Genomic DNA, 22,246 nt, shown 5'->3' on the forward strand with positions numbered 1-22,246 from the left:
ATTAAGTTAACAAAGTCATTTATGCCTAAAAGCAATTGACATACTAAAAGCTTAGATTTCCTATATTTTTCCTATCTTCATAACAAAACGAATGCTTATCGACAACAATTAGAGTAAAAGAAAACCAACAAGAATAGGAGAAAACTCAATGAACAACTTTATTATTTACTTTGATTATAAATACAATGGCGATTGAGATAAAATTTATCATGCTTTTAAAAATTTTGAAAACGTTGACGATGACTTAGCCAAACAAATTGCAAGAGAAAGAATTGATCTAAAAGAAAAAATAATTACGATTTTAGATGATGAATATCCTGCTAAGTTAGATATGCTAAGAAAACCACCATTTGCTTTGCATTATTTAGGTAATTATTCACTAATCAATTTTGAAAAATCATTTTGTTTAACGGGAAATTTAGAAAAAGATTACATCGTTGATTTGTTGTGCCACATTGACAGTTTAGCTAAAGATGTTTTAGTAGTTTTGCCATCATGAAAAGGCATTAATGAAAAGATACTAGAAAAATGTTTGACAAATGATCAGCCAATTTTAGTTATAAGTAAATGCGGACTTAGAAATGAGCCTTTTTTAGAGAAAATTGATTTTGCAAAACACAAAAATGTTTTAGTAATAAGTGAATATCCTAATAAATATCACATTTCTAGAAAAACAATTTTTGCATATCGAAGAATAGTGGCGGCTCTGGCTAATAATTTGGTTTTACTTGCTACTAGCGGCCCATTTTTAAATAATTTGGTTAATAATTTTCTAGATTGTGGCAAAGAAGTATTTTGCTTTGCACCGGAGCCAAACGATAATGAAAATAGTAACTTAGAATTAATTAATTTAGGCGCAACTTTGATTAATGATTTAACAAAACCTTCGCAAACAGGAATTCTAGTTAAAAAAACAGCTTCATAAGGTGATTTTAAAATCCTTTGTTATAAAATTATTGTGTTATTAACTTAATTAACCAAATACTTGAATAATAAGGAGAAAAAATGACCCCACATATTAATGCTAAAGATGGCGCTTTTGCAAAGCTTGTTTTAATGCCAGGCGATCCACTTAGAGCTAAATTTATCGCTGATAACTTTTTAGAAGATGCTAAATTAGTTTCAGATGTCAGAAATGTTTTAATGTATACAGGATATTACCAAGGAAATAAAGTTTCAGTTTGCGCATCAGGCATGGGGACCGCATCAATTGGTATCTATTCGTTTGAATTATTTAATGAATATGGTGTTGAAGCAATTGTTAGAATTGGCTCAGCCGGCTCTTTTAAAGCTGAAATTAAAAATTTTGATGTGATTTTAGCAAAAGATGCTTATGGTGAAAATGTCGCTTTTAGAGAATCAATGATACCAAATGACCGTAGCAATATCGCTACTCCTGACAAAAAACTAAACGCTTTAATTCTTAAAAATGCTAAAGAACTTAATATGCCGATTAAAGAAGAAAGAGTTCTAACTGAAGAAGCATTTTATACTACTAAAAGTGCTCAAGATAGAGTTGAGCTTTCTGGCGGTGCTGTTTGTGTGGAAATGGAATCTTATTCTTTATTCTCAGTTGCTGAACGCCTAAATAAAAAAGCAGCTTGTATTTTGACTATCTCAGATAATTTAATTACTCACGAATATACTACTAGTGAACAAAGACAAAATTCATTCAAAGAAATGATGAAATTAGCACTTAGTTTAGCTAAAGATTTTCAATAATTAGAAATGAGTTTTCAAATGAGAATCATTGATATTATTAGTAAAAAAGTCGAAAAGCAAGAGTTAAGCAAAGAAGAAATCAATTTTTTTATTACCGGATATACTAATGGCGAAATTCCTGACTATCAAGCATCAGCATTGCTAATGGCAATCCGTCTAAACGGCATGAGTGACACTGAAACTGCTTACTTAACCGAAGCGATGATGTATTCGGGCGATACTATTGATTGAAGTTTTTTAAATCGAACCATTGTTGACAAACACTCAACGGGTGGAGTAGGCGACAAAGTAAGTATTGCACTTTGTCCTATCTTGGCCGCCTTAGGATTGACGGTTGCTAAGATGTCAGGAAGAGGACTGGGTCACACTGGCGGTACACTTGATAAATTAGAATCAATTGAAGGATATAACATTTCCTTAAGCGACTCTGAGTTTAAAGAAGCAGTTAAAGCACACAACATCGCCGTTGTTGGGCAAAACCAAAAGTTAGTTCCCGCTGATAAAAAAATCTATGCGCTTAGAGATGTTACTAGCACAGTGCAATCAATTCCTCTAATTGCTAGCTCAATTATGTCTAAGAAACTAGCAACCGGTTCTAATTGCATTTTGTTGGATGTTAAATGCGGAAACGGTGCATTCATGAAAAATATTGACGAAGCTAAAAAACTTGGCGAACTTATGATTGCAATTGGTAAAAAATTAGGTAGAAATATTGCTGTAGAAATTACTAATATGCAACAACCACTAGGAAAAAGCATTGGTAACAAAATCGAAGTTTTAGAAGCAATGGACACCCTAAAAGGCAAGGGGCCCCTTGATTTCACCGAGATTATTTATTCATCTGCTTCAACCTTATTAATGCTAGCTAACAAAGCAAAATCTGAAGCTGAAGCTAAGAAAATGGTTGATGAAGTAATCGCTAATGGTAAGGCATATGAAAAATTCTTAGAATGAATTCAAGTTCAAAAAGGTAATATTAAAGTTTTTGATGATCCAAAATGATTTAGTCCTAAATACAAATACGAAATTATTAGTAAACACGAAGGCTATCTAAAGATTAATTCAGCTATTGAATTTGGACTAGTTGCAATGAAATTGGGTGCAGGTCGTGCAAAAAAAGAAGATAACATTGACTTTGAAGCCGGAATTTATTTAAACAAACAAACAAATGATTTTGTAAAACAAGGCGAAGTGATGTTTACACTTTATTCATCATCACCAATTAATAAATCGCTTGAAGCAGATTTATTAAATGCTATTGAGTTTAGTAAACAAAAGCACGATGTAAAACTTGTCTTTGCAAAACTATCATAATTTGTTACAATTTAAATTAATTGTAATATGTACAATAAGGAGAAATTAATGAAATACAATAAACTAGTGGATCATACCTTACTAGCTCCACAAGCAACTGTTCATGATATTGATAAATTAATTGATGAAGCAATTAAATACGACTTTAAATCAGTGTGCATTGCTCCAACTTGAATTAAACACGCTAAAGAAAAATTAGCTAAAAGTGATGTTTTAGTGTGTACAGTTATTGGCTTTCCATTAGGTTCAAATGCAACTAGTGTGAAGGTTTACGAAACTAAAATTGCAATCGCTCATGGCGCTGACGAAATTGATATGGTTATTAATATTGGCCGTTTCAAAAATAAAGAATACGAATTTGTTTTGAATGAAATTAAAGCAATTAAAGAAGAATGTGGTTCAAAAACTTTAAAAGTTATTGTTGAAACTGCTCTTTTAACTAATGAAGAAATTGCTAAGGTGACCGAAATTGTTATGCAATCAGGTGCTGAATTCATTAAAACTTCTACAGGCTTTTCATACCGTGGTGCTTCGTTTGAAGATGTTGAAATTATGAAAAGAGTGGCACAAGACAAATTACTTATCAAAGCATCAGGCGGCATTAAAGTTGGCGATGATGCAATTAAAATGGTTGAACTAGGAGCAAACCGTTTAGGAATGTCTAAATCAATTCAAATCATGGAAGACCTAGAAAAAAAATAATTTAAGGTTAAAAAAATGCTAGTACTAATTAAGCACCCCTTAATTGAAATTAAATTAACTGAAATGCGTGCGGCTGAAACTTCCCACAAAGTTTTTAGAAGCAATTTAGACGAAATCGCCTCACTCATGGTTTATGAAGTGATGCGAAATTACCAAACTAAACCTAAAAAAGTAATCACCCCTATTGGCGTTGAAACGATTGGGAAATCTTTTGATAGAGAAGTTGTCATAATTCCGATCCTACGAGCAGGGCTAGGCATGATGCAAGGGATTTTAGCAATGGTGCCCGAAGCTAGAGTTGGACATATCGGAATCTATCGTGATGAAAAAACTTTTCAGCCTATTGATTACTTCTTTAAAATTCCTGATGTTCCTAAAGATAGCTATATCATGGTAGTTGATCCAATGCTGGCTACTGGTGTTAGCGCCAACGATGCCATCAATAAATTAGTAAATTTAGGATTCAGTAATATCAAGTTAATTTGTTTAGTCGGAGTGCAAAAAGGAATTGATTTAATTCAAAAAAATCACCCTAATGTTGATATTTATCTAGCTTCCCAAGATGAAAAATTAAATGAGAACAATTATATTATTCCTGGCTTGGGCGATGCTGGTGATAGAATCTTTGGTACTAAAGCAAAATAAGGTGAACTTAAAATAAAAAGTTCACTTTTTTTGTATCTATTAATGTTTGTTAGATATTATTTTAAAACTTTATATTTTAACCTAACCAAGGTTGACTAAAGACTTCAAATGTAATTATTGTCAATTTTTGATAATAAAATTATATTTTCACATTTATATAGTAGACAAATTGTGTTTTACAATGTCAAATTAATCAATTAAATAAATAAAAAACGAAAAATAAATAAAAAAACTTTATAATACCCGTAATTTTTTCGCTACTGTCACTAATAAAGCCACACCATTTAATCAAAATTAACATTACTAAAAATTAAGGAAAGATCAAAATCATGAAAAAAAGATTAGTTTTTATTAGCATTCTGTCATCATTAACTCTACTATCATCTACTTCACTTTTAGCATTAAGTTGTGAAAATAAAATTTCACAAACATTTTCCCCTAAAAAATTAACAACCCAAGAAGCAGCGGAGATGATATTAAAAGAGAAAAACAATAGCAATTTTGTTTTGATGGATATTAGAACTCCGGGTGAATGAGCTGAAGGATATTTAAAAGGTGCCCAAAAACTAGATTTTAGAAACGAAAATTTTTCTAATGAGCTTGATAAATTAGATAAAAATAAAACTTATTTGATTTATTGTCGTACTGACAACCGCGCTCAAAAAGCAGTAGAGCTAATGCGCCAAAAAGGCTTTAGACATGTATATTGAATGGAACAAGGTTATACTAAATGAAGCAAAGAAGGCAGAGAAGTTTATAGACCGGTTGAAAAAGAAAATGTTTATGATTTAGAAATAAGTGCTACTAAAAATACTTTTAAGGCAACTAGTGATTTGAAGATAACTTCAAAAGTTAATAATTTAGGCTATGGTAAGGCCTTAGAAACTTACAATTTAAGCTTAGAGCTTATTGACGAAAAAGGCTCAGTATTAGCAACAAAAACTTTGACTAACCAACAAAATGGTTCTGAATTTAATTTTGAAAGTGTTTTCGATTCGAACTTAATTAATCAAAGCGGAAGTATTTACACGATCAAAGCTAGTTTGGTTATTGACAATAAGGTAGTTGCTAATGGTATTTACAAGTTCAAAATTTCTAATAATGCTACCCAACTAACAAAAGAAGATTATAGAAAAAATGGTGCTTTTGATCATTTTAGTGACAGTAAATATGATGAGTTAAATAATGAGTTTTTAAATGAAAACTTTGGCAAAAACTTACTAAAATACACAGTTACTAACAATAAAGGCGAACAAAAGCAACTTACTGATTTAATTGATAAAAAGAAAAAAACACTTGCTTTGTTTGCGACAACAACTTGTTTACCTTGTCTTGAGGCTCTTAAAAAGCTAAACAATGTTGATTTAGATAAGTTTAATTATTTGAAAATGATGACTTCTATTGACGAAAATGACATTAATGGTTCTATTAAAAAGTCTGAAGAAGTTTTTGATAGCGAGAATCTAAAAGATCAAAAAGATAGTACATACTACGATGCAAACGATTTTATTTGAAGAGATCGTATGCGTTTCCGCACCACTCCGAAACTTGCACTTTTAGATGAATATGGCAATGTAGTTAATATCTCTGAAATTGATACAAGTTCAGACGGGGCTTTTATTAAAAGTTTAAAGAAAATCATAAAAAATACTTTTAATGAAGACGTGGATTATAAACAAAATGACGATCCTCAAGAAAAATTACAACCAGATCCAAGTAATCCTGGCAATTCTAATCAAGACTCAAAACCAAAACAAGATCAAGAGTCTCCTGATGCTTCTAAACCCGATCCAAAACCAAACCCAGAACCAGACGATCCTAATTTAAAAAATTTGACTGAGTATCGTACATATGAGCAAAGAAAAAAACTTCATACTTTATATCAATATGATAGTGATGGGCATCTTAAAGAGTTATATGCCAAAAATTTAGGTCATTTGGTTTTGAGGAAGTCTAATGGTGAAACCATTACTTTAAAAGAGCTTCTAAAAGATAATGACAAACCGATAGCTCTAATCTATGGAGCGACATATTGTTCTCATTGTATGAAAGCAATGCGGAAATATTCAAATCAAGATCCATCATCTTTGCCTTATAGACTTGTTTATGTAATGTATCACAGAGGCTCAAACTCTAGTTGAAATGCCGTTACACAAGCTAATGGTTTTGATGAGTCGAAAGACAAATATTTGTTTAGAACAGGTGATTGAGAAATTGGTAAATTAGCAAATCGGGTTAAAGCTATTCCAAAAGTGTTTATTTTAGATAAAAAAATGAATGTTTCTGATTTCCTTTTTAGTCACACTGCAATGATTGATTCATGAGTTGAAAAAATTGGTAATTTCCTTGCAACAAACGACGAAAGTTTAACTCATAAAAAAGATTAAAATTTATGAGTGTCTTGTAGTGTCAAATTTTATCTATGCTTTAGTAATATAGAAAAGAATGCTTTTTTACACATCGTGTGGAGAGTATCTTTTTTTGTTTATAGTGAATAATTTATTAAGTGTTTTTTATTTGAACTTGATTTAATTGTTTGAGATCATAAAATTTGTTTTGTTCTAGCTCATTAATTTAAGTTATCAATTGGTTTTATAGATTCGGGGTTTAATTTAAAATTATGTTTCGCCAATAGCTTGCTTTTGCCGCTTTTACAAAAAAGAATTGTCAATTTACTAATAGAATTTGCTTAAAAAAATCATGTTTTTAAAAATCTGCGCAGCAAAGTAAAAAAAGCAATAGTTTAATTTGGTAACCCATATTTTTAAACATGTTTTTGTTTTAGAATGTACTATTTTCATTAATAGATAATTAACTCACCTCCTTAATTTTATCTATGAAAAAACCCTTCAATTGTGGTAAAATTTTACTATCCAAAAACATTCTTATACAATAAAAATTAAGGAAAATAATAATTATGGCAGACAATAAAGATTCAGATAAAAGACGATTCTTAATCGCTCTTGACTTGGATGGAACCTTATTAGCTGACTCAGCAAATGGCACAATCCATCCTAAAACCGAAGCGGCAATTAAAAGAGCAGTTTCCGAAGGGCATATTGTATCAATAATCACAGGACGCCCTTGAAGAAGCACTCAACCAATTTATGAAAAACTGGGACTAAACGCAATTGTTGGTAATTACAATGGTGCCCACATCCACAACCCTCATGACCCATTTTTTATTCCAACCATTTCATATCTTGACTTGAATGAAGTGCTTTATATTTTAGGAGATAAAAAAGTAGCAGCTGAAATCACCAACTATGCAATTGAAGGCCCCGATTGAGTGCAACTCAAACATCGTGACCCCAATTTAGAAAAAGTGTTTAATTTCAATCAAGCAACTAAATTCCGTGAAGAGATCGCACTAGAAAAATTGCCACTTAAACCAACCGGAATTATCTTTGACTGTAAAACTACTACCGATGTTGTTGATTTACTAACTTACTTAAAAAGAAAATATGGCGATTTAGGAGAATTTTCATCTTGATCTAAAGGTGATGGCCTTAGTCCAATTTTTGATATTACTGCAATTGGTGTAGGCAAAGGGAAAGTAATTTCATTGATTATGAGATACTACAATATCGATATCAACGACACTGTTGTTATTGGCGATTCATTTAACGATGCAAGCATGTATGAAGTTGGTAATGTCGGTGTGGCTCCAGCCAACGCTGAGCCTTATATTAAACAACTTGCAACCGTTGTTATGAAACAAACTAATAAAGAAGGTGCGGTTGGGCATTTTATTGATGCTTTTCTAAATAATCCAGAAAAATACATCAAGATGGGTAAGAAAAAACAAGAAGAACATCGTAAAGATCTTCAAATTGTAAAAGCTGATAATTTCTACGGTGAGGACGGCAAATAATATGAGAGATGTCAACATTGATTATGACCTATTAATTGGTGTTGACGAAACGGGTGTGGGTGATTACTTCACGCCCGTTATTTCAGTATCATGTTTTATACCTAAAACGAACTTAGAATTAGTTAAAGAACTTGGGGTAAAAGATAGTAAATTATTAAAAGAAAACAAGATTATTGAACTCGCTAGTAAACTTAAAACGCTAGTAAAGTGAAAAAGTTTAACTTTAAGTCAAGCCGGTTATAACAAACTAATTAGTGCTAAGATCAACAATAATGAAATCAAAACACTAATTCATAGCAAAACCATTAATAATTTGCTTAAAGTTTTAGATCAAAAAGTAGATGTTTTAGTTGACCAATATACAATTAGCCGGCAAGTATATGAAAATCATCTTATTAAACTTCAAAGCATTAAATGACTTGATTTTCAAAAGCCAAACGCAACGATTTACTTAACAACTAAAGCCGAAAGTAAATCACTAGCAGTGGCATCTGCTTCAATTATAGCTAGAAGCATTTTGCTAGAAAAAATCAAAGCTCAACGTGAGCAATATAATTTTAATTTTAGTCTTGGTGCAAGTAAAAAAATTATTTCTGAAGGTTTAGAATTCGCAAAAAAATTCGGTCTAGAAGAACTTAAGAAAGTTAGCAAATTTTCTTTTAAAATTACAAAAGAAATAATTGACATCTTGGATGAGGATAAACTTTTTTAAGAACAAATTACATGAAAATGCTAAAAAAATATAGTTTTAGGGTAGAATGTATTACATTATTAATTATTGTTAGTTGGATGAAAGGACAAAACTTATGGCAAATATTAAATCAAAACAAAAAGCAATTCTTTACAATCAAAAAGCAAATGCATACAATAGTGCAGTTAAATCAACTGTTAAAACTGCAATTAAAAAAGCAAAATTAGCTGCTGATCAACAAGATGCTAAATTAAGTGATTTTGTATCAAAAGCACACCACGAAATTGACAAAGCAGTTTCAAAAGGCGTGTTACATAAAAATAATGGCTCAAGAAAAGCAAGCCGTTTAGATGCATACGTTCAAAGTAAACAACAATAATTATTTTACTAAATCATTATTAAAATTAGGCCAGTAAAATCGTCCTAATTTTTTTTATTTTTTACCACTATAAAATTGTAGTTTAGCCTTAAAAAAACTGTCAAGCATTTTTACTTAACACTTTAAAAATTTGTGTTAAAATTTATAACAATTATCGTTTCGAAGAAAGGAATAACCATGGTTAAATTGAGACTAAAAAGAGTTGGCAAAAAATTTCACGCACAATATAAAATTGTTGCCGCTGATGCAAGAAGCCCTCGTGATGGTAAATTTATTGAAGAACTAGGACACTACGATCCTCACGCTAAAAAACTTACTTTAAATAAAGAACTTCTAACTAAATACCTAGATCAAGGTGCAAAACCAACTGACACTGTAAGAACATTACTTAAACAAGAACAATTCTATTCAAATTACATTGCAAGCAAAAAATAGTAAATATGAAGATTAACATTCTTAGCTTGTTTCCCGAGTATTTTAAAGCTTTTCAAGAAAACAGCATGATTGCTAAAGCAATTAAATTAGGACATCTTGAAATTAACGTTATTAACTTTCGTGATTTTTCAAAAGAAAAGCACCAAAAAGTTGACGACACTGTCTATGGTGGTGGCGATGGCATGCTACTACAAGTAGAACCAATTGATCTTGCCTTAGAATCTGTTCCTAATAGTTATAAGATCCTCTTAAGTCCTCAAGGCCAAGTTTTTAATCAAACGAAGGCACACGAACTAGCAAAGCACCAAGAAATTACCTTAGTTTGTGGCCACTATGAAGGATTTGATGAACGGGTTTTAGAATTTGTTGATGAAGAGCTTTCGGTTGGTGATTTCATTCTAACTGGCGGCGAGATTCCAGCAATGCTAATAACTGAAGCAGTTGCCCGACTTGTGCCAGGCGTCCTTAAAAAAGGCAGTCATGAAAATGAAAGTTTTGAAGGCGATGGCTTACTTGACTATCCACAGTACACAAAACCAGCTATTTACAAAGGCCTAAAGGTGCCCGAAGTGCTTCTAAGCGGCAATCACGCGTTAATTGACAGATGAAGAAAAGAAGCTTCCTACTCAAAAACACTCAAGAATAGAAAAGACATCTTAGCAAAAAGAAAGGAAAAACCCCATGAGAACTAAATTATTAGAATTAGTTGAAAAAGATCAAATTAGAACTGATCTACCAGAAATTCGTGAAGGTTACAATGTTAAAGTTCACGTAAGAATCAAAGAAGGTAACAAAGAAAGAATTCAAGTTTTTGAAGGTCTTGTTATCGCTTCTTATGGGACAGGAATTAATAAATCAATTACTGTTCGTAAAGATTCTTATGGCGTTGGTGTAGAAAGAATTTTTAAACTAAATTCGCCACTAATAGCTCACATTGAAGTAACTAGAATTAATAAAGTTAGAAGAGCAAAACTTTACTATATGCGTGATCTTAAAGGAAAAAGCGCTCGTCTTAAAGAAATCAAAAAAGCTAAATAAAAAAAGCTTGATATTAAAAAATTTAAAAAGTTTTAACTTGTTTGTTAGAACTAATTATTACTTATTAAATCAAGGAACAGCAGCCTTGGTTTTTTATTAAATTAAGGAATGTTATTTTTAATAAATTAAAAATTAACCATAAAATCACACTTTTTGTTTATTAAATTAATTTTTTATTGCCGCAAATACCATATTTGTATATTTTTTATATAAAAAATAGTACAATTTACAAAACAAAACTAAAGAATTTGTTTGAAAGGCTAAATTTATGGATTACCAGAACTCGCGTTCCGACAATATTAAACTTTTCGACAATAGTTTCTCATCTTTAAAATCATCGCGTGAAAATAAAATTTCACGGATTTTTAAAATCATTTTATTGTCAATTTTTATTGTTGCAACATTCTTTTTACTGGCATTCTTCAATGAAACTTTTTTCGCTACAAAAATGTTTAGTGATTGAGGAATTGCCGACTTTTTAAATTTTGAAACCTTGCGTAATCAACAACGTAATACAATGATTATCATTAGGTTTTCTATTTTGGCTTTTGTATTTTTCTATTCATTAGCTAGAAATTTCATGAACACTTATCATCAAAAAGAAGCAATTAAGAAATATTGACCTTGATTTACTCTTTATCTAGCGTTAACAATTGCTTCGTTTGGACTGTTATTTGGCTTTCATGATGCAAATCCGCAAAGTTTACTAATGCTTAGTTTTATTTTAATTCCCTTACTTTTAGTTAATTTGGGTTCATCAATCTATTCATATTTTCTAAAAAGAAAAACTGATCCACTTTTATACAAAACCTCTTTAATTATTTCGCAACTCTCACAAATAATACTAATAGTTAGTGTTATTAGTATGTTAGGAATTTGGATTAATGCATCAACTTCGACCAATTTAGAAGAGTTGTTGTTCTCAAATAATAGTTTTTATGATTTTTTTGCTAACAATGTGTTTGGCTCAAGCACTTTTTCTAGTTTAATAATCATTTTTACAATGACTGCTTCATTAATACTTTTAATTATCGGTGCTAACGCAAGCAAGATTGCTTTTATGACTTTTAAAGCTAATAAGCAAGAATATTTCAAACATAGACTAGTTTGACTTGTTAGTTTCTTGATTACAATAGTTTTAGTCATCTTCCGAGTTGTGCTTATAAAAATTGATAATACCGGCGTCTTAGGATACTCGCTTTCACGTAGCATTTTCTTAATTGAAATTCTTTTTGCTTCAATAATTTTTGGTTTGTATGTTGTATTTTACTTTCTACGCAAGACCAAAACTAATTCATTTGTTCTAAATACTATTATCTATGCGTTTGCGCAAATGATGTTGTGAATTTCACTGTTCATTACTACGTTGCTAAGTCGACAAAACCCCCACATAAACTTCATAAACGTAGTAGTGGTTACGATTTACTCAACTATAATGTTAATTTTCTATTATCGTCGCAATAGTCACTATAGTTTTCTAGCTTCGCTTATGTCAACGCTATCAGTGGCAACTATTGCTTTTAGTGCTTTAATTTTTGCATGTAATCACCTTCTTCTTTCGCAAAACAATTTAATTTTTCTAACAATTGATTCTAATTTATACTTAACAGAAATTGCTTTAATCATAACTGTAGTAGTATGAATTACATTTCTATCAAGTTCGCTTATTGCTTTGGCAATGACTTCAATTAAGATTTCACAACACAAAAAAAGCAAAGACAAAACTACTAATCTAACAAGGAGCTAATATGAAAAGAAATAAAGAACAAGAACAACAATTATTTGACGCCTATCAAGCATACAACGATGCAAGAGCGGAAGATAGTTTTATTAAATATGATAAGTTAATAGCTTCAGTTTTGTTAAAAAACAACATTAGTTTTAACTCTGAGATTTATATAAAATTTGTTGAAAAAATGACAATGGCTATTAATAAGCATTACGATCTACTTTTCCGTGATTTCGTAATCACTTTTAACGTTAATGGTCGTTTTGGAAATGATTTGCTAGTACCAATGATTGCTAATTTCGAATCAAGTAATAACGAAGCTATTAATTTCCGCGAAGCGCTAACTAATGACACTAAAGCTAGTCAATTTTTATACGATTTAAACAATGAAATTGCTCGATTGCTTAATCAAAAAAGTTATGTTGAAATTTTTCCAAACATTATTCTTTACATCTCGCCTAACACTGAACATCTAAAATTACTTTTTAGTAGAGAAACAGTTTCTAAACTAGTTACTCCTGAGGTTTAATATGTATCTAAAGAATTTAGTGCAAAAGCAAAATAATCTAAACAATGTTAAAATGAAAGTCAACAATGACCGTAACATTTTATTAATTACTATTGCCAAATTAACTAAGCATCTTTCATATTGCATTAATAGCTCGCTACTTAATAAAAAAATTATTGCTTCTATTGCCAAAAAATATGAGCTTAACAATTTGATTGCCAACGAAGCGCTTGACAATGCTAAGGAAAATAAATTCCTAAAGAAAATCAAAAATCTTTTTGTAAAAGAAAAACAACTATGAATTTATTTTACTGAAGAACAAAAATATGCCACTGACTCTTATGGAAGATATGAACGTAAAATCAAAGCTAACATTAAAAAAGCTGATGCCGATTTTATTGCCATTGGCCAAAGAGCAAATTGATTTTGCAAAAAAAATGATTTAAATGTTTTACTAAGCATTCAAGAACAAGACAAAAATAACGGCGATTTAAGTGTGGCCTTAACTCAAATTGTAAGAGCACTTTATAATCAACAAAACTACAGCCGTGTTTTCTTTGTAATTAACACTAATAAAAGTTATGATGAACCTTTTCAAATCTTACCTTTGAACAACTACAATTTAGAGAAGTTAATTAGAGGTGCGCAAGATGAAGATAATGAGTTAATTGATACAAGCGATTTTAAAATTTATCCCGATATTGAAAATTTCATTGAGGCTCAAATTGACATTTTTCTTGAAAATACCATTCACTCTTTAGTAATTGAATCGTCATTCTACAACGCAAAAAATGCTTTAGTTGTTGCTAATAAAGCTATTAATGAGTTGGATAAAACCTTAGAAAAGCTAACTAAAACAATTCACTCAATTCGTAGAGAAAATGAAGTTGAAGAAATTACTATGTTAACTCGTAAAAACAAGCCAGTCTTTGAAACATCAAATGATGAGGGGGCATTATAATGGCCGCTATAAAAGATCAAAGTTTTTTTCGCTTAACAATTAACTACGCTTCAACGATACCCTTCTTAGTAAGAAAATGCCAATTATTTTTAAACGTAGATGATGAAAATACATGAACACAAATTACTAATAATTCAATAGCAGGATATAAGAATACTTTAGTTAAAATAGTCGAATATGACACTAACGAAAACAAAACTGAGTGATATACCTTTTTAAGAAATGCTAGCATTTTAGTTAGAGAAAATCATATTATCATTAATACTTTTGTTGAATTCAACCAATATCATAAAACTAATACAAAAATTGATTTGAGTGAAGAGATTAAAGAAATTCAAAAAGAAATTAATTATTATGAGGCACGTAAAAAACTAGGAATCAGAGCTTCACAGTTTATTAAACTTAATAATTTAACACAACGCCAGTATCGCCTAAAAATGATGCAACTTTTGAATTTAGGAGAAGAAATGGAGCGTAAAAATGTCCAAGAAATTTAATAAAATTTTACTTTCTTTACCGATTCTAACTTTAGCTACTACTCCATTAATTACACTAACTAGTAAAGCACCACGTAATTCATCTCGTGCTATTGATAAAGACTTTAATAGCTTTGAAGCTCAAGCTAAAGCTGAAGCAGAAAAGCTAATTAAAGAAGCAATTGAATCACTAGTTAAATTTTTAGAAGAACTAGACGAAAAAATTAAAAAAGAAGCACTAAATAACCCTAGTCAACTTTCGCGTAGATTGTATGTGCAAAAACTTGCGGCATACTATAAAACTAACAAAGATAATATTATTGCTAATCCCAAAACTTACGGTTTTAGTTTCACTGCACTTGAACAAATCTCAAAGTATAAAAAGATTATCTTAGCAAGAGTGGAATACGAAGGCAAAACTTATGAGAATGTTAAAATTGGTGACACTGAATTTGACTCTTATAAAGCTGAACTTGAGGCAAAAGGTGCTAAAGTTACTAAAATAAAAGAAGTTGAAAACCAGATCACTAAAGCAAGATTTACTTTATTCTTAAAGAAATATGTCGATGGTCTTAAACAACAAATCACTAACTTAGTTTATAGCGAAAATCAAATACCAGATCTAAAGCCTTCAGTAAGTTTTGAATGAGATGAAACTACTCAAACTTTTAAACCCAAACTAAATATATTAGATAAACCCGAAGGTTTTGATTCTTGAGATGATTATATTAAAAAGAATATCACCAAGAAAATTGCTGACTACGATCTAAAACAGTCTCAAGATGCTAATATTGCTGAAGATAAGCTAGAAGAGCTTGAAAAAATTCCTTTAGTTCCTGGCGACAAGCCAAAACCAATTGACAAAGATGATATTGATTCTCTGCCCGAACTTGAAGCGCTTGTAAAATCAGAATATGCTAATAAAACTTCTAACGAACTGCAAGCATTAAGTAAAGAAGAACTTAAAAAGGCATTTTTCTTTAACAATCCAGTTAACAGTCGTTATGAATACACAGTAGAATCAATTACTCGTGAAGATAATAAAATTTATGCTAATGTTGTAATTTCGGATCGTGTGGCACCAGAGCGAAAAAGGACTTATAGTAAATCAGAAATCAAAGTAGATAATAGTACCTCTTATGCCTTAAATCAACTGTTATACGAAGCCCAAAATCAAGAAATTTCTAAGGTTATGACAGAGTTTTATCAAGCCTTAGGACTTGACGATAAAATTGACTACAACTCACTAGCAAATGACAACTTGCAACAAACTTTATATGCCATGGTTGAGTTGGCAACTAAAATAGTTACACTTGATTCACCTGACACTAAAGAATTTAAAGCTGAACGCCAAGCGTTGATTGATAGAAAAATTAAAGACATTCAAGCTAATCGTCTTTCAAAAACCGCTGCAATAGTCGAGATTAAAAGTGCAATTAGAGATACTTTGCTTAGTTACTTAGTTAGCGCACAAATTACTATTAAATACACTTTTAAAGTTGGCGATGAAGAAAGAAGCGTAAACGAAACTAACCCATATTGAAAAGTAATGGGACGCGCTTATGAAAGAATCATGAACCAATTTGCCAAGGCAATCACCACTTATAAAGATATCATTGAAAAGAATCTTCAAGTCAATAGTAGTAAGCAAAGAAAGCTAGAAAAACGGGTAATTGAAGAGTTATATGAAGCACTTCGAAAGGATATCTTTAGATTAAAATCTATTGCGTCACAACATCCTAATAATTTAGAAAAATGATATGCTCATTATGTTGAATCGCTAAAAAGAGTTAAAAAAGAATTTGATACGCTTAGAGATTTGGCAACTAATAAAGAAATTAACGAAAGTAGTAAGGCAGAAGATAAAAAAACTTATCTTGATTCATATTTGGCTGCTCAAGAGCATATTAGTAAACAACATGTTTCACAAAATAAACTAAGAACTGTAATCGGAGCAATTTTGTTAAGTTTGGGGCTGCTAATGCTTATTATCAGTCTAATCATGCTACTAGTTAAATTTAAAGTTAATAAACGTAGAAAAGTTATCTTAGCATATAGCGTTATGATCGGAGTATCAGCAATCTTAGTTGTGGCTGGTGTCATCTTACTAGCTCTTGTTATTTAGAAACTAATTAAAAAAGCAATATAAAAACTAGGACCAATCTATCCTAGTTTTTTTGTGATATTAAACTTTAAAATAATAGTTCTATAAGAAAGAAAAGAAAGTTTTAGTCACTAAAATTACTATAAATCAAGTTCTTCATCGGTTGGAATACTTAAGTTAGAACCAACATATGAAAAGATTTCAGGACTTTGTTTTAAATACTTACCTTCTAAAATTCTAATTACACTTTCAACAGTATCATTTAGCGGAACATATTCCCCGGGTGATTTGGTAAAATGTTCGGTCATGAAGAAGTTTTGGGTAAAGAAGTTTTCTAATTGCAAGGCTTTTTTAACAATATCTTTATTAGTTTCGTCTAGTTCATCAAAACCTAAGATTAGAATAACATCTTCAAGATCTTTATAAGCTTTAAGAATTTTTTTCGTTTCAACAATAGCATCAAAGTGACGCTTTCCTAGAATACTTTCATCAACCGAGTTGCTTGATGATGCTAGTGGGTCAATTGCTGGGAAAATATTTTTAGCAGTTTTTTCTCTTGAAAGAACAAGATTACCGTCTAAGTGGTTGAAAACTGCAACTGCTGAAGGATCAGATAAATCATCCATTGGTAAGAAAATTGTTTGAAAGCTCGTAATTGCGCCATTGGCATTTTTGTATAAACGATCTTCAACCGAAGCGACATCGCTTTCTAGAGTTGATTGGTAACCACCAACTGATGATTTTTTACCTAAAGAAGCACTAACTTCGTTTTCAGCTTGAACAAACCGATAGATGTTGTCAATAAACAGCAAGACATCTTCTTTTTCTTTATCACGTAGATACTCGGCTGCTGTAATTCCAATTGGTACGATGGACATTCTCGCTCCAGGAGCTTCATTCATTTTGGAAATATACATTGCTGATTTGCTCATTAGTTTTGATGACTCAAGTTCTTGGAAAAGCTCAATTGCTTCTCGTGAACGTTCACCCGAACCAATAAAAATGTTAGAAGTTTGTTTTGCTTTGTTTCGGTTAACATTAAAGATAATTTCTTTCATTAACACAGTTTTTCCAACACCGGCGCCACCGTAGATACCTAGTTTGTAACCCTTAATAATTGGCATAAAGAAGTCAATCGCTTTAATACCGGTTTCAACTAGTTCGATTTTAGTGTCTAAAATTCTAGTTGGATTAATACTTGAGTTCATATCAATCATAATCGCTTTATTAGGGCGATCTTTTAGTAGTGGTTCGCCTAAGAAACTGTATATGTTGTTAAGAGCACCTTTACCGACTGGAACTTGGAAACTTTTTTGGGTATTAGTAACGTCGTCGTTAATCGTAATTTCTTTGACTGCGTAGATAATGATAGCTCTTACCCGTTTTTTGTCAATTACCCGTTTTACTAGTAAAAATGTTTTTCCATCATGTAAAGTTAGCAATTGGTTAGTTGAAGGAATTTTGCCAGATGGAAAGCTAATTTCAACAATATCTGGTCAAATTCTAGTAATTGTGCCTTTCATTATTTATCCCCCAAAAGTTCAGCAACTTTTTTTAGATAGTCTTTTTCAAATGCAATAAATTCATATTTACATTCAACGTCTCATTTTAGCCCAACATAATCTGAGTATTGCTTAAGAGCATAAGCAAAGTAATTTTTCATAATGTCATCATCATAATCTTTGCCGTCTTTAATACTTTCAAAAGCTTTTTTAGCTTCAGCATTAGTATCAATTAAGGTGTTAATGAACATTAATGCTTTTTGATCGTCACGAATACCACGTAAGATTGTTCAAGAAATTAATTTTGAAGTTAGTAGAACAAAACGATGTGAATAAAGTGAGAAGCCTCGTTGCATAAACATCTTGTCGATCATCTTACCTTTATATAAAAGTAGAGAAGTTTCTTTGTTAAATTCGTAATCTAACGATGCTAGTTTTAAATGGCTTTTGTAAGTTTTATATATCTTACCTACTTCACCAGCAATTCTAGTTAATGTTTTTGATTGTACACTTGAACCAGTTCTTGAAACTGACAATCCAATGTCAATAGCTGGCAGTTTTCCTGAGGCGAATAGATCAGTACTTGTAACAATTTGCCCATCAGTCATTGAAATGACATTAGACGAAATAAGGCTCGTAATATCATTATCAATTGTTTGCAAAATTGGCAAGGCAGTAATAGTTTTACGATCAACGAATGAACCCGCTCTTTCTAAAAGCGATGAATGTGCAAAGAACATGTCTCCTGGCATAGCTTCTTTACCAACTGGGCGATCTGTTAGCAAGGCAATTTCTCTAAAGATATTAGCATGCTTAGTCAAATCATCAAAAATAATTAGTACATCATTTTCATAAGACAGATTTTCAGCATGAGCCATACCAATATAAGGAGCTAAATATTGTTCGTAAACGCTAGTTGCTGGAGCATCCAAGATGATGGTATTTTTAATTGCGTCATGTTCTTTTAAAGTGGCGTATATTCTAGAAATTGCTTCTTTTTTTTGCCCAATGGCAACATAAATACATTTAACGTCGTTCTTTGATTGATTGATGATTGTATTAATTGCGATGTGGGTTTTTCCGGTTTGTCTATCACCAATTATTAACTCACGTTGACCTTTTCCGATTGGAATTAGTAAATCGATTGCTACTACTCCAGTATAAAGTTGCTCATTTAGAGTTTTAACAGTCATTAAATCATGAGCCAAGTTAAAGATCGGGTGAGTTCGGTTGCCTTTTTTAATTTTAGTAGTTTCAGTGGGAGTTGGATAAATGATGTTACCATCAATGTTGATAATTTTTCCAAAGTAGTCATTTGACGTTGCAATTTTAGTTTCAGCTTTATATTCAGCTATCTCATCACCAATTTTTAAAATGTCACTTTTGTCATTGGCAAGCAAATAGGCTTTGGTTTCTGTTGCATTAATAAGAATCAGTTTTACATCAGGATTCTTAGTTGCAATAAACATTTGTCTTTGGCGATATGGAAATTCGCCTTCAACTTCAACAATATAATCAAACACTGATGTAATTTTGGGATTACTAATTTGCTTTGTTGGCATTATATTTCCTTTCTTAATATTTTAAAAATAATATCACAATTTCATAAAATATAGTTAATGCTTAACTATATTTCGAAATATTGCAGTATTTGCCGTCTTTAAGTTTTTCCAATTAAAAGACAATTTGATTAATTTTAATGAAAAAAATTGAATGTTTCAATTTTTAATTTTCTCCTTTAAACAAGTAAAAAATCAAGAAATGTATTGCAATAAAAATTCTGTGCAAAATAAAGCAAAAATAAAAAAGGAGTTAAATATAACTCCTCTTGATGATTTTTTAAGCTTTTTTATTAAAAGTGATTAAATTTCTTACCTCATCTAATTGCTTTTAAAAATGTCGGCCATATCATCGGAATAAGCACTTTTCTCTTCATCAACAGAAAAGTCACTAGGAATATATGGACCTTTTTCGATTAAAAATTCTCGAGTTTTTTCATTTTCATATTCAATGTTGCTGTTTTTTAAATTATCAGCAATTTCTTTTTGGATGTCTTCGCGATTTTTTGGCGCATCTTTTCTTAGTCCTGTTGCAATTACAGAAACAGATACTTCACCCAATTTATCGCTATTTTCTGAAGGATTATCAGTTAGTCCAAAAATAATGTTAATATCTTGTCCCACCATTTCGCGCATTGCTTTTAGGGCATTTTCAATTTCCCGTAAAGTAACTTGGCTACTTGCAACAAAATAAACAATTGCATCAGAAGCACCAACAATACTTGACTCTAAGATTGGACTACTAATGGCATTTGTTATTGCCTTAATAGCGCGGTCTTCGCCTGAGGCGGTACCGATTCCAACCACGGCTTCGCCACTATTTTTAATAATAGTTTCTAAGTCGGCAAAGTCTAAGTTAATTAGGCCAGGAACGGCGATGACATCAATTAAAGTTCTAATTGTTTGTTTAAGGACATTATTGGCACATACAAAAGCATCGTTGTAAGAAATGTTGCCATATTGATCTAGTAGTTTGTTATTTGAAATGACAATGTAAGAATCAACTTCTTTAATAATATTTGCAATTCCTTCTTTAGCAATGTTGGCTCTTTTGGGTCCCTCAAAGCTAAAAGGTGTTGTGATAATTGCTACTACTAAAGCGCCACATTCTTTAGCGATCTTGGCAATCACGGGCGACGCTCCTGTGCCAGTTCCTCCGCCCATGCCGGCAGTAATGATTACTAGATCCGAACCTTTAAGGCGATTTTTAATTTCGTCAGCACTTGTTTGTGCAGCTGCTCTACCAATTTCTGGTTTAGCACCAGCACCTAGGCCTTTTTTATCTCCTAATTGTAAAATTAAACTACTATCAAACTGTTCTAGGACTTGTCGATCAGTATTTGCCATTATAAATTCAAGGCCATCTAATTGTGTATCAAGCAACGTCTTGATACTATTATTTCCGCCACCACCAACACCAATTACTTTGATTTGTGCAACTGGATTGTAAATCGAGTCATCTTTGCTCATTGTCGTACCTCTTTTAATAAGTTATATTAATTATATAAACAAAGTATTTTTGCGATTAATTTTTTGCTCACTAAGAATTGAATCGATAACAAAAATTTCAGTAGTAATGAATTTTTTAAGATCTTGTTTTTCAATGTTTTCAGTAAGGATGTTAATTAGTCCATGCATCTCTTGACTAATAAAATCGCAATCGTTAGAACATATCTTAACTGCTACTTGTTTTGCTATGCTTAGTTTTTTAAAAGCACTAGCATAATCGTTGTGATAGAAATTAAGTTTTAGATGATCGGCATTTAGACTATTTTGGTGTAGGAAATTACGATATTCAATTAGCATTTGTTCTAAGTAAAAGTCTAAGACGTTTTTTGCAGTATCTACTACGTTGTCTTGAGATTTTAGTTCTTCAAGATCATCTTGTATCTTGATAGCAAGATTAACTAAGGTTGAACTTGCTTTGTTGTGTTTTGAGGTTATTTTGCTACGAATTTGATTAATGCCATTATTAACGATATGTGTTTTTAATAAGTTTTTCCCTAAAAATAGATCAAACTTTAAATAATTATCGTTAATATCGATAAAAACTTGATTTTTATTGGCAATTGTGTCGTTGAATGCTTTTAGTTCATCTAAGATGTAATATTTGGCTACATTTAAATGATTATTGGTAGTAATTCTGTTAACTAAGCTAACGAAATTAGCTTCTAAAAACGCGACATTTTTTATTAAAGTAAGTGTATTGTTTTTCACACTTTTATTAAGTGTTTCGTTTTTTATAATTACTTTGGCGTTCTTTTCAAATTCTTGAATAATTTCTTTTTCAAGTTCAAGCTCGCTTAGGGTTGCATTATTGTTTAGAATTGTTTTACTAAATGAATAATTGTTAATTTTTAGATTTTCATTGATATCAGAAGCGACCATAATAATAATTTCAGAAACTTTTCCTTTAATTATTCTTTCTAGTGCTTCTTTTGAGTTTTTGACAAATACTTCAAGTTCGGTAGACGATGAAAAATGATAACCATCAAATACATTACTATAAATTGGCAAAATTAAATCTGAAGCTTGTTCGACTGCTTCAAAAATAATTTGAGATTTTTGAAATTTTAAAGTAGTAATAATGGTTTTTTTCATACTTTA

General features: G+C 31.0%; 21 protein-coding genes. 17 read left to right on the forward strand and 4 right to left on the reverse strand.

From position 1 onward, the window contains the following. The first annotated feature begins 148 nt into the window (after positions 1-148). The 17 genes from EXC42_RS05895 to EXC42_RS05925 all read left to right on the forward strand — a co-directional run bounded on the left by EXC42_RS05895 (position 149) and on the right by EXC42_RS05925 (position 16,599). Positions 149-925: a DNA-processing protein DprA gene (locus tag EXC42_RS05895; RefSeq protein WP_012498101.1), complete on the forward strand. Its 777-nt coding sequence runs from the start codon at positions 149-151 to the stop codon at positions 923-925. A gap of 80 nt (positions 926-1,005) precedes the next feature. Further along, positions 1,006-1,722 (forward strand): purine-nucleoside phosphorylase, encoded by a 717-nt coding sequence (deoD, locus tag EXC42_RS00890; protein ID WP_012498102.1) that lies wholly within the window; start codon positions 1,006-1,008, stop codon positions 1,720-1,722. Between the two features lie 18 nt (positions 1,723-1,740). Then, the gene (locus EXC42_RS00895) at positions 1,741-3,036 is read left to right on the forward strand and encodes a thymidine phosphorylase (protein ID WP_012498103.1); all 1,296 of its coding nucleotides are present in this window, start codon (positions 1,741-1,743) and stop codon (positions 3,034-3,036) included. 48 nt (positions 3,037-3,084) lie between these two features. Then, entirely contained in the window at positions 3,085-3,738 is a 654-nt protein-coding gene (gene deoC, locus EXC42_RS00900) for a deoxyribose-phosphate aldolase (RefSeq protein ID WP_012498104.1), read from the forward strand. 15 nt (positions 3,739-3,753) lie between these two features. Continuing rightward, complete coding sequence (upp, locus tag EXC42_RS00905; protein WP_012498105.1) at positions 3,754-4,383, forward strand: uracil phosphoribosyltransferase; 630 nt, start codon at positions 3,754-3,756, stop codon at positions 4,381-4,383. A gap of 329 nt (positions 4,384-4,712) precedes the next feature. Then, positions 4,713-6,770, forward strand: a complete 2,058-nt coding sequence (locus EXC42_RS05900) for a rhodanese-like domain-containing protein (protein ID WP_012498106.1) — start codon at positions 4,713-4,715, stop codon at positions 6,768-6,770. Between the two features lie 530 nt (positions 6,771-7,300). Further along, positions 7,301-8,257 (forward strand): Cof-type HAD-IIB family hydrolase, encoded by a 957-nt coding sequence (locus EXC42_RS05905; protein WP_012498107.1) that lies wholly within the window; start codon positions 7,301-7,303, stop codon positions 8,255-8,257. Position 8,258: 1 nt separating this feature from the next. Next, positions 8,259-8,969, forward strand: coding sequence for a ribonuclease HIII (locus EXC42_RS00920; RefSeq protein ID WP_012498108.1), 711 nt, complete (start codon positions 8,259-8,261; stop codon positions 8,967-8,969). A 94-nt stretch (positions 8,970-9,063) separates the two neighbouring features. Continuing rightward, entirely contained in the window at positions 9,064-9,327 is a 264-nt protein-coding gene (rpsT, locus tag EXC42_RS00925) for a 30S ribosomal protein S20 (RefSeq protein ID WP_012498109.1), read from the forward strand. Positions 9,328-9,504: 177 nt separating this feature from the next. Then, a complete protein-coding gene (gene rpsP, locus EXC42_RS00930) occupies positions 9,505-9,762 on the forward strand; it encodes a 30S ribosomal protein S16 (protein ID WP_012498110.1) in 258 nt (85 codons plus the stop codon). 5 nt (positions 9,763-9,767) lie between these two features. Further along, positions 9,768-10,454, forward strand: coding sequence for a tRNA (guanosine(37)-N1)-methyltransferase TrmD (trmD, locus tag EXC42_RS00935; RefSeq protein WP_012498111.1), 687 nt, complete (start codon positions 9,768-9,770; stop codon positions 10,452-10,454). Then, positions 10,444-10,800, forward strand: coding sequence for a 50S ribosomal protein L19 (gene rplS / locus EXC42_RS00940; protein ID WP_012498112.1), 357 nt, complete (start codon positions 10,444-10,446; stop codon positions 10,798-10,800). The genes trmD and rplS overlap by 11 nt, the downstream gene beginning before the upstream one ends. A gap of 268 nt (positions 10,801-11,068) precedes the next feature. Beyond that, complete coding sequence (locus EXC42_RS05910; protein WP_012498113.1) at positions 11,069-12,547, forward strand: MSC_0624 family F1-like ATPase-associated membrane protein; 1,479 nt, start codon at positions 11,069-11,071, stop codon at positions 12,545-12,547. A 1-nt stretch (position 12,548) separates the two neighbouring features. Next, on the forward strand, positions 12,549-13,058 hold the full coding sequence (locus EXC42_RS00950; RefSeq protein WP_012498114.1) for a DUF2714 domain-containing protein: 510 nt from the start codon (positions 12,549-12,551) through the stop codon (positions 13,056-13,058). A 1-nt stretch (position 13,059) separates the two neighbouring features. Then, complete coding sequence (locus EXC42_RS05915) at positions 13,060-13,998, forward strand: MSC_0622 family F1-like ATPase gamma subunit (RefSeq protein ID WP_012498115.1); 939 nt, start codon at positions 13,060-13,062, stop codon at positions 13,996-13,998. After that, positions 13,998-14,495, forward strand: a complete 498-nt coding sequence (locus EXC42_RS05920) for an MSC_0621 family F1-like ATPase epsilon subunit (protein WP_129648852.1) — start codon at positions 13,998-14,000, stop codon at positions 14,493-14,495. The genes EXC42_RS05915 and EXC42_RS05920 overlap by 1 nt, the downstream gene beginning before the upstream one ends. Beyond that, positions 14,479-16,599, forward strand: coding sequence for an MSC_0620 family F1-like ATPase-associated subunit (locus tag EXC42_RS05925; RefSeq protein ID WP_012498117.1), 2,121 nt, complete (start codon positions 14,479-14,481; stop codon positions 16,597-16,599). Before EXC42_RS05920 ends, EXC42_RS05925 begins: the two co-directional genes overlap by 17 nt. A 119-nt stretch (positions 16,600-16,718) precedes the next feature. Here EXC42_RS05925 and EXC42_RS00970 read toward each other — a convergent pair whose 3' ends face one another. The 4 genes from EXC42_RS00970 to EXC42_RS00985 form a co-directional block, all read right to left on the reverse strand. After that, positions 16,719-18,101, reverse strand: coding sequence for an MSC_0618 family F1-like ATPase beta subunit (locus tag EXC42_RS00970; protein WP_012498118.1), 1,383 nt, complete (start codon positions 18,099-18,101; stop codon positions 16,719-16,721). Further along, a complete protein-coding gene (locus EXC42_RS00975; RefSeq protein ID WP_012498119.1) occupies positions 18,101-19,642 on the reverse strand; it encodes an MSC_0619 family F1-like ATPase alpha subunit in 1,542 nt (513 codons plus the stop codon). The genes EXC42_RS00970 and EXC42_RS00975 overlap by 1 nt, the downstream gene beginning before the upstream one ends. Before the next feature lie 318 nt (positions 19,643-19,960). Further along, positions 19,961-21,109, reverse strand: coding sequence for a cell division protein FtsZ (gene ftsZ / locus EXC42_RS00980; RefSeq protein ID WP_012498121.1), 1,149 nt, complete (start codon positions 21,107-21,109; stop codon positions 19,961-19,963). 30 nt (positions 21,110-21,139) lie between these two features. Continuing rightward, positions 21,140-22,240, reverse strand: a complete 1,101-nt coding sequence (locus EXC42_RS00985; RefSeq protein ID WP_012498122.1) for a hypothetical protein — start codon at positions 22,238-22,240, stop codon at positions 21,140-21,142. Between the last annotated feature and the right edge of the window lie 6 nt (positions 22,241-22,246).

This window comes from Metamycoplasma arthritidis (assembly GCF_900660715.1).
GTDB classification, from domain to species: domain Bacteria; phylum Bacillota_I; class Bacilli_A; order Mycoplasmatales; family Metamycoplasmataceae; genus Metamycoplasma; species Metamycoplasma arthritidis.